We start from the raw sequence: 5,033 nt of genomic DNA on the forward strand, positions 1-5,033 counted from the left end.
CCTGCATGGAGACGCGATTAGATCACAGACGATCTGCCTGTTCAAATTTCATTAACAAAGTGCGATCCCGCCCTGGGGAGGGAGTAAATGTTGATCCAACCACCATTGGCTCATGCCAATACCGCACCTCAAAGAGAGTTGGACAATCAATTGTCGGATCTGCTGCCCGTATGTATTGAGAGATCTCCAGCCATAACCTGTGCAGCGTTCCAACTCGCTGCTCATCCTCGAGACAGGCATAACTCCTGGATACACGAGTGCGACTCAGCGCAAGCTGATAGCTGAAGTCGAGCACAACCGGGTCGACCGTGCCCATAGCGAAACAAAAGCGGTCTAAGAAGGAAGAAATTTTATCGAGGCTGATCCTGCTTCCACGTTGCAGATGATCAGAATATTTCTTTAAACGCTTTGCCAGCAGTTCGGCTGTAAACGTATCCGGCAATAAGGGGGCAAGCCCCCCATTGTAGTGCCCAGACAGCAACGAGATGAAGAATCGTGGACAGGCAGTGAACACATGATCAGCTGTGACTATCAGACCACGCCTTTGATCATCTAGCCCGCGTTTTGCGGAATAAGAAACAGGGAAGCTCCACCAACCATTTCCTTCTGGATCCAGGTAGAGACCAGATGTCACATCATGCAAATCATCAAATACATACAGTTGAGCCAACTCCCCAAGGGGTTTACCCAACAGCAACATGGCCCAAAATGCTAACGTGGTGGCATGCTGGCTACTCTGTAGAAATCGGATGAAACGTGCCAGGTCACCAGCTTTAAGCAGCTCTGTATTTTGCAGACAGACATTCTGCCCTCGACGCACTTTATTGGTGACATCGATATTTTTCTTCCGATTCAGCGCCCGGTCAAACACCCTCTCAATATCTGGGATCTCCTTTGTATCCCGCTCTTCAGTAAACTGACCTTCGACTTCTATAAATGTCTGCAGCGGAAAAAAATCATCCGTCTCAACACCCTCAGGATCCAGCACGTCTAGCAGACTCGGCAGCAGTTCTTGCAAAGCGCCATCGCATCCTTGAACAACGGACTTCTGAGTACGATTGAAACGTCTGGCTATCATTTTGTTATAGCGATGGATCCGGTTACCCCTTCGACCGCCCCCCCAGTTGCCAAGGAAGAAATGCACCAAGGTACGCATATAGTCGTTGTTTTTTTTCTCAAGCCTATTGCCACCATCCTTGCAATAACGATCTATCCGCAACGCTAACCTCTCGATACTGGAAAGGTCATCCTGAGTTAGGCATGCGGTTAATCCTTGAAAATCTAGGTTTCTGGCATCAAAGAGCAATCGACTAGCTGAGCAAACTAGCTGCTCACGGGTTTGACTTTTAGTATTAAATGCCGGGTCAGTCAGTTCGACCAGTGTCTTATAGTAGTGTTCAATGAAAAGGAGCTGTACGCTTCTTGCTTTGGAGTCTCTACTGTATTTGGTCAGGCGAAATAGCCAAGCGTAACATGGGGATATTTCACACCAACCGCTACCCATTCTTTGGTCCCAAAAAAAATCTTCTTGTTTAGGATCCGATATCGAGATCTGAAAGCCAAGAGCGGGCAAAAACCAGGATGGTAATTCAAAGATACGTTCGAGCTGCACTTTTGCAGCGGCATCCTGTGAATAATTATTCAGCGCCCATAGGATATGACCGAGCCCGCGCATAGTAGCTGGAGCCTGTATTTTTTCCAGCCAGGGAATCAACACTTCCTCGATTTCAAACGATTCGAGCTCAAATCCAGTCTGACTAGCGTACCGGCTAAAATGCTGGACCAGGTCTGGTAACAGCTCCCAGCCTGTCATCACTTATCACCCTGCCTGGTCGGGATAAATGTTTTGCTACTGATCTCTAACCATCCGCACAGATCGGCCTTAGTACGCAATTGCGGAAACAGTTGCTGCCACTTATCCGATCCAAACAGGCTGGACTCAGCTCTGCAGTCAAACCACGCATAAAGATAGTCTGCGATTGTCGCACTAGAGTGAGTAAAGCACTGCCGCAAAAGTGACCGAGTCAATTCATTCAAAAACAGCAATTCTCTCAAATCTGGCTTAGGTGCTTTATCCAATAGAAATACATTCACCGCTACTATTGGTTTACTGGTTGCTTGTTGCTGTAGCAGCCGGTGATACGTGAAAAAGCCGGCGATCACAGCAACCTTCTCACTCCCTTTGGGGCGGTATCCCATGATTGGACTCTGTATGCTATCGAGAACAGCCATGCCATGATCCTCTGCAGTGCAGGGTAACGACCACCCCCTTAACGCCGCGACAATAGATCCACGAGCGAGCACCTTCTCACATACACGATCCAGTATTAATGTTGATAGCGGTACTGACTCGAACCGTCCTCGCTCCGGCAATCGCTCGCAGTACTGTGCAAACTCGGGATGCCTCATATGTAGTCCTTCTAGAGCGTTAGGTCCGGGTTGGTAGTTCGAGTCTTCAAGGAAGCACCAGATTCTAAAAGTAACGCAGGTAATCCGGTCGGCTGCTATCAGTAAATAGCAACACAACTCGATTCTAGTGGACTCGGTCTGGTCTTTTTATGTCATCCATTCAGATTCACTCCCAACACTTCCTTTCGCACGTATTGGCGAAAAGAGCTGATAGCTGTAAAGCAGCGATAACCAGCCTGACTGGCCAACGCAATGGTTGAAGCATCCTCGTTCAGCAACACTGCAACCGGTTGGCTCAGCTCCTTCTGCAATCCACTCGGCCAAGCCAGATCGAACACTGCGATTTGCTCGCCCGAGTCCAGATCGGCATGGTCGAAGGCGATAATACCTCTGGACAACCCCTCACTCTCGACCCAGCCATTCAGAGCTTCTAGTTCCTGTTCTTCCTCTTCGCTACTAATCCCACCGACGACTAAAGGCTCAACACGCGGCACAGTATCTCCGGCCAGCCATCGGGTGTCGCCGTGCAGCAGTTTTTCCATCTGCCAGTTCAACTCGGCAGCCAGCAGTTCCTTGCGGGTTTCGAGGAAGTCGCGGAAGTTCTCCAACTTCCACAAGACCGGGTCGTTGGGTATCCATTGCGAGGCCAAAGCACCGGGATGCACAGCTTCGATTTCGGGGAAATAGTCCTCCGGCAACCGGTCGCTAATCTGCAGGTTCGTGTCCTTGGTCAGGAAGCAGAAATTGCCCAGCGCATTGACCTCGGACTTACGAAAGCCAAGTGACTTGGCCTTGTATAGCTGCGCCTTGGGGAAAATGTGGTGCACCTCCAAGCGGCTCATTTTGCCCAGAAGATTAGCCTTCAGCGGCAAGCCAGTGCCCCAGTCCCGCGCCTCACCCATGCGGGTGAGCATGTAAAGCACCGGGTAGAAACGTGCGCCCAGGCTCCAGCCAGTAAAGTGGCCGGATTCAGCACGCAGGCCGCCATGCCAGAGACGCAGCTGTTCCAGCAAGCGGTCGAGATCACCGTCGCCGCCTTCCAGCGCCTCCAGATCCTTGTCGATGAAAGACTCGGTGGATCCTGAGAAACGACCCCACATCGCTGCTTGTACGAACCAGAACAGCAACTTGTCGCGGTCCTTCTCATTCATATGACCGAGTTGGAGCTGTTGACGCTGATCGAGATAGCGAGCCATCACAGGTATGCCGAAACGTCCAAAAAATACCTGGTCGTGATCCAGACCTAGCCTTCCGGCGATAAGATTCAAACTAGTATCGATGTATTTATTAGCCCGCTGCAGCGCGTTTTGAATTTTGTCAGCGGGCTGATCATGCAGATATTGAAACTTGGCTTCACCAGTCAGCACTGTGTTGACCGAACGCAGCAACCAGTCGAGGTTGAAGTGATACCCGGCCTTGTCCCACTCGCCAAGCTTACCCTTCATCTTATCGCGGCCTTCCGGCCACTCGGCGCAGATTTTCGCAAGGGCAAGATCGCCCTTGGAGAGCTTGGTGCCGCCGCTGTTAACCCGGTTGAAGATATCCACCACCACGTCAAGCGTCTTGTCAGGGCCAGTGACCTCCTCGGCGTGCAGGTCTATCTCCAGAATGCCCAGCAGGTGGCTCAGTCGACCTGCAAAGTCGCCGATTTTTGGCAGCAGCTCCGGCTTCTGGCTGAAGGCGGCGATAAAGCTACCGACTCCGGCCGGCCCCTGTTTCATCAAGGCGGTAACATCGATCCACAGGGGATCATCCTTCATCTTGATCGGCTGGTAAAACTCGAAGGTCTGCGATTCCAGATTAAAACGCAGACCCGTAAATGCCTGAGTATTACCATCAAAGAACTTGGGTGGCTGGCCCCGCGCAACACCGTACAGTGATGTCATCCGCTGCTGGCCATCCAGCAACAGCTTGACAATCCCGGCTGCCAGAACGCCATCACCGCGATGGGTGGCAGTCTTGGACTCAGTGGCCCAAACCAGCAGGCCACCGACCGGATGTCGCCGATACAGAGAATCGAACAAGCTGCGGACCTGATCGCGGTTCCAAACATAACCGCGCTGAAACTCCGGCAGCGCCATATGGCCACTGTCGATATGGTCGAGGATAGTGGAAATTTTCATACCAGTCGGCTCCTTCCTGTGAGTAGTTGCTGCATCATGCATGGCACCTCATATGGGACCCTCTGCGCGTTAGATAGTGGTCATTTTAGAAACATTGGATTTGTGCCTATTTTGTGCCCAGATTACTTTAAAATCCAATATAAAAGACGCGATTAACTCACACCAAGAGATATAAATTCAACGCTACACTATTGTTTTATATGGCTTTGATCTTGAATTAAGATAAGTAAGCAAACATAAGACTTGATATAGCTATCGTCTTGACATGGTGGGGGTCGGTGGTTCGAATCCACTAGGACGCACCATAATAGTTTGAATAAATTGCAGATATGAATTTGATGTGGGTTTATAGCTCAGTCGGTTAGAACAGTACTTTGACATGGCGTAGGCAATGTCGTTGGTTCGAATCCGGTTGAACACAGATGTGGGTTTATAGCTCAGTTGGTTAGAGCACTACCTTGACATGGTAGGGGTCGTTGGTTCGAATCCAATTAAACCCAC

Annotated in this window: 3 protein-coding genes and 1 tRNA gene; 1 reads left to right on the forward strand and 3 read right to left on the reverse strand. The window is 50.5% G+C overall.

Annotated elements, in window-relative coordinates:
- Nucleotides 1-22: 22 nt before the first annotated feature.
- From OKB81_RS19290 to OKB81_RS19300, 3 genes are all read right to left on the reverse strand, one after another.
- Nucleotides 23-1,813: a hypothetical protein gene (locus OKB81_RS19290; RefSeq protein WP_270805379.1), complete on the reverse strand. Its 1,791-nt coding sequence runs from the start codon at nucleotides 1,811-1,813 to the stop codon at nucleotides 23-25.
- A complete protein-coding gene (locus tag OKB81_RS19295; RefSeq protein ID WP_270805380.1) occupies nucleotides 1,813-2,232 on the reverse strand; it encodes a hypothetical protein in 420 nt (139 codons plus the stop codon). Before OKB81_RS19295 ends, OKB81_RS19290 begins: the two co-directional genes overlap by 1 nt.
- A 329-nt stretch (nucleotides 2,233-2,561) precedes the next feature.
- Nucleotides 2,562-4,532, reverse strand: coding sequence for a GmrSD restriction endonuclease domain-containing protein (locus OKB81_RS19300; protein WP_270805381.1), 1,971 nt, complete (start codon nucleotides 4,530-4,532; stop codon nucleotides 2,562-2,564).
- Between the two features lie 426 nt (nucleotides 4,533-4,958).
- Between OKB81_RS19300 and OKB81_RS19305 the strand changes: the two genes are divergently transcribed.
- A tRNA-Val gene (locus OKB81_RS19305) sits at nucleotides 4,959-5,032 on the forward strand.
- Nucleotide 5,033: the final 1 nt, after the last annotated feature.

This window comes from Aeromonas sp. QDB56 (assembly GCF_027705505.1).
Classification (GTDB): domain Bacteria; phylum Pseudomonadota; class Gammaproteobacteria; order Enterobacterales; family Aeromonadaceae; genus Aeromonas; species Aeromonas caviae.

Bases quoted from the DNA above. Each gene is read 5' to 3' on its own strand.
- OKB81_RS19290 (WP_270805379.1), bottom strand. From the start codon at position 1,813: ATGACAGGCTGGGAGCTGTTACCAGACCTGGTCCAGCATTTTAGCCGG.
- OKB81_RS19295 (WP_270805380.1), bottom strand. From the start codon at position 2,232: ATGGCTGTTCTCGATAGCATACAGAGTCCAATCATGGGATACCGCCCC.
- OKB81_RS19300 (WP_270805381.1), bottom strand. From the start codon at position 4,532: ATGAAAATTTCCACTATCCTCGACCATATCGACAGTGGCCATATGGCG.